The organism is Dietzia sp. B44 (assembly GCF_014145245.1).
In the GTDB taxonomy this organism is placed as follows: domain Bacteria; phylum Actinomycetota; class Actinomycetes; order Mycobacteriales; family Mycobacteriaceae; genus Dietzia; species Dietzia natronolimnaea.
In genome coordinates this window covers 1-3,954 of record NZ_JAALEF010000021.1, presented here as the reverse complement: position 1 = coordinate 3,954, position 3,954 = coordinate 1, and the positions used below count along the sequence as shown (strand labels likewise).

Sequence of the window (3,954 nt, the reverse complement as noted above, 5' to 3'; positions counted from 1 at the left end):
GGCGGCCGCGCGCTCGGAGGCCTCCGCACGGGTGGCCTCGCTCCGTACCGAGCTGGCGGGCGCGGAAGCCGAGGTCACCAGACTGGGGGACGCCGCCCACCGCGACGAGATCGTCCGGGCCCAACTCGAGGTCAAGGTCTCCGAGCTCGAGTCCGCGGTGCTGGAACGGCACGGCATCGAGCCCGAGGCCCTGGTGGCGGAGTACGGGCCGGAGGTGCCGCTTCCGCCGTCCGCGCTGGAGATCGAGGAGTACGAGGCGGCCCGCGAGCGCGGTGAGGACGTCACCCCACCCCCGCCGATGCCGTATCTGCGTGCCGAGCAGGAGCGTCGACTCAAGCTGGCCCAGAAAGATCTGGCGACCCTGGGCAAGGTCAATCCGCTGGCGCTGGAGGAGTTCGCCGCCCTCGAGGAGAGATACGCGTTCCTGTCCACCCAGCTCGACGACGTCAAGAAGGCCCGCGCCGACCTCGAGGGGGTGATCGACGACGTGGACGAGAGGATCGAGCAGATCTTCACCGAGGCATGGGTGGACGTCGAGCGCGAGTTCCGCGACGTGTTCTCCGTGCTGTTCCCCGGCGGTGAGGGCCGGTTGATCCTCACCGACCCCACGGACATGCTGGCCACGGGGATCGAGGTCGAGGCCCGGCCGCCGGGAAAGAAGGTCAAGCGCCTGTCGTTGCTGTCCGGTGGCGAGAAATCGCTGACGGCCGTGGCGATGCTGGTGGCGATCTTCAAGGCCAGGCCCAGCCCGTTCTATGTGATGGACGAGGTCGAGGCCGCACTCGACGACACCAACCTGCGCCGCCTCATCGGACTGTTCGAACAACTCCGTGAGACCAGCCAGCTCATCGTGATCACCCACCAGAAGCCCACGATGGACGTCGCCGACGTCCTCTACGGGGTGTCGATGCAGGGCGACGGCATTTCCAAGGTGATCTCCCAGCGCATGCGGTGATCGCGTGCCACCACCGTGCTGATCAGGCACCATGGGGCCATGACTGATCGAGAACTGCACATGGACGCGAGCCTGGCGCGGTCGGCCCGGATCCTGTGTCTGGTCTCCACCGGGGTCATCGCCGCACGGTCGGGGCTCGACCAGCAGAAGATCCGGGACTACGAACGCGGGGTGGGCGACCTCGACGACGCGGAAGTGCAGTCACTCACCGACGCCCTCACGTATTACGGCGCCCGGTTCATCCCAGAGGACGAGAACGGGGGTGTGGGCGTGCGGCGCAAGTTCACCCGGACGAAGGTCAAGATGATCGACCGGTGGGAGAGCGAGGGCGGCCCGGTCAGGGAGGACGACGTCTAGAGACCGGCGGTCGAGCTGGTCGGCGACACTCTCGTCACTCCCTCCGACGGCTCGCAGGCCGCGACCTCGCCGTGCCCGTCACCGCCCCGCTCCGCTTGGGACTGACCCCGGTCACGAGCGCCTGAAGACCGCGCGGAGGCGCTCCCGGTTGACCATGCCGATCGCACGCAGCGGAATCCCCGCCGGGCACACCCTCGAGCACTCGCCGTAGAGGGAGCAGGAGCCGAACTCCTGATCCGCGGCGTCGACCATCTCGCGTGCCCGGGACCCGCGTTCGCGGCTCGCCACCGGCATCAGGGCCAGATGCCCCAGCTTCGCACCCAGGAAGAGATTGGCCGATCCGTTGGGGCAGGCCGCCACGCACGCACCGCAGCCGATGCAGGCCGCCAGATCCAGTGCGGTCTCCGCGTCGTCGTGCCCCTGCGCCGTGAGGTCGGCGTCGGGGGCCGTCCCCGCGGGAAGCGACACGTGGGCCCCGGCCTCGGCTATCCCGTCCAGCGCGGAGCGGTCCACCACCAGGTCCCGGATCACGGGGAACACCGCCGCGCGCATCGGTTCGATGCGCAGGGTGTCACCGTCGGAGTAGGCGTCCAGGCGCTGGTGGCACGAGGGGGTGTTCTCGGCCGGGCCGTGCGCGCGCCCGTCGACGGTCACCCCGCACGCTCCGCAGATCCCCTCCCGGCAGTCGGAATCGAAGGCCACCGGGTCCACCCCGTCGTCGACCAGTCGGTCGTTGAGCGAGTCGAGCAGCTCGAGCAGGCTCATCTCCGGTTCGGCGTCCGGAACGTGGTACTCCACGTAGGCGCCGGACTCCTCGGGACCGGCCTGCCTCCACACGCGCAGGGTGAGTCTCACGGGGTGGTGCTCGCAGTCGTTCGTCGAGTGGATCTCATCGGTAGTCCCTCGTGGTGAGCTCGACCGCGGAGAAGTCGAGCGGTTCGGCATGGCGGGTGAAGGTGCGCGGGCCGCCCCGGTCGTCGCCGGCCGATCCCCAGGCCGAGGCGAAGCGCCAGAGGTCGTCTCGGCGCAGCGCCTCGCCGCCCGGGGACCGGTGTTCGTCGCGGAAGTGGGCGCCACAGGATTCGTCGCGGTCCAGGGCGTCGACGCACATCAGTTCGGCCAGCTCCAGGTAGTCGGCTGTCCGGCCGGCCAGTTCGAGCACCTGGTTGAGGTGCTCACCGGTCCCGGTCACGCGGAGGTCGGACCAGAACCGGGCCCGGAGGTCGCGGATGCGCCCGATCGCGGCGGTCAGCCCCTCGGCGGTGCGGGTGACCCCGCAGCCGGCGTAGAGGATCTCGCCCAGCGCGCGGTGGAAATGGGCGGGCCCGGTGGATCCGCCCACCGCGAGGAGCGCCTCGACGCGCGCCCGGGCGCGGCCCACGGCGGTGGTGACCACCTCGTCGTCGTCGTCCGGTGGATCGTCCCCGAGGCGGGCGGCCAGGTGCGCCGGCACCGAGTACGGGAGGGTGAACCAGCCGTCCACACTGGCGCTGAGCAGCGAGTTGGCGCCGAGTCGGTTGGCGCCGTGATACGCCCAGCCGCATTCGCCGCCGACGAACAGTCCGGGGATCGAGGTCTGGAGGTCGTAGTCGCTCCAGAGCCCGCCCATGGTGAAGTGACAGGTGGGCGCGATGCGCATCGGGACGGAGTACGGGTCCTCGCCGGTGGCGTGGGAGTACATGTCGAACAGGTTGCCGTACCGCTCGGCGATCCGCTGCCGGCCGTCGCGGGCGAGGGAGTCCCGGAAGTCCAGGTACACCGAGTTGTGGCGGGGGCCCACCCCGCGGCCGTCGCGGATCTCCGCCGTGATCGCCCGTGACGCCACGTCGCGGGGGACCAGGTTTCCGTAGGCCGGGTAGCGGCGCTCGAGGAAGAAGTCGCGGTCGGAATCGGGGATGTCGCCCGGCGGTCGGTCGTCGCCCGCGTGCCTCGGCACCCAGATGCGGCCGTCGTTGCGGAGCGACTCGCTCATGAGGATGGTCTTGGCCTGCCAGGTCGTGTCCTTGGGCAGGGCGGTGGGGTGGAACTGGACGAACGACGGCGAGGCGAACAACGCCCCCCGCTGGTGAGCCCGCCACACGGCCGAGGCGTTGGAGTTCACCGCGAGCGTGGAGTCGTGGAAGACGTTCCCGTAGCCGCCCGTCGCCAGCACCACGGCGTGGGCGGTCTCGGCGCGGAGGTGTCCGGTAACGAGGTCGCGGACCACGACCCCGTGACATCCGGCGTCGTCGACGATCAGATCGAGCATCTCGTGGCGGGTGTGCAACCGCACCGTGCCCGCCCGGATCTGCCGCTGGAGGGCCTGGGTGCCGGCGATCTGGAGTTGCTGACCGGTCTGCCCGCGTGAGTAGTAGGTGCGTGAGACCTGCACTCCGCCGAACGACCGCGTGGACAGCACGCCCCCGTACTCCCGGGCGAACGGCGTGCCGATCCCCGAGAAGTGGTCGATGACGCGAACCGACTCCTCGCCGAGCCTGAACGCCTCGGCCTCCCGGCCCCGGAAGTCGCCACCCTTGACCGTGTCGGCGACGAAGCGGTGCAGGGAGTCGCCGTCGACCCGCCTCGCGCGGGCGGCGTTGATCCCGCCCTGGGCCGCCACGGAGTGCGCGCGCCGCGGCGCGTCGTGGTAGGTCAGCGCGGTG

4 protein-coding genes are annotated in these 3,954 nt (G+C 70.6%); 2 read left to right on the top strand and 2 right to left on the bottom strand.

Annotation, left to right across the window (positions count from 1 at the left end; genetic code table 11):
• The coding region (locus G6017_RS01050) for an AAA family ATPase (RefSeq protein ID WP_182615487.1) at window positions 1-955 on the top strand (955 nt) is incomplete at its 5' end.
• Between the two features lie 39 nt (window positions 956-994).
• Window positions 995-1,312, top strand: a complete 318-nt coding sequence (locus G6017_RS01045; protein WP_241731314.1) for a hypothetical protein — start codon at window positions 995-997, stop codon at window positions 1,310-1,312.
• A gap of 111 nt (window positions 1,313-1,423) precedes the next feature.
• Here G6017_RS01045 and G6017_RS01040 read toward each other — a convergent pair whose 3' ends face one another.
• Together G6017_RS01040 and G6017_RS01035 are read right to left on the bottom strand one after the other, a co-directional pair.
• On the bottom strand, window positions 1,424-2,167 hold the full coding sequence (locus tag G6017_RS01040; protein WP_182615485.1) for a succinate dehydrogenase/fumarate reductase iron-sulfur subunit: 744 nt from the start codon (window positions 2,165-2,167) through the stop codon (window positions 1,424-1,426).
• Window positions 2,168-2,201: 34 nt separating this feature from the next.
• Window positions 2,202-3,954, bottom strand: a 1,753-nt coding sequence (locus G6017_RS01035) for a fumarate reductase/succinate dehydrogenase flavoprotein subunit (protein ID WP_182615483.1), incomplete at its 5' end; no start/stop codon positions are given.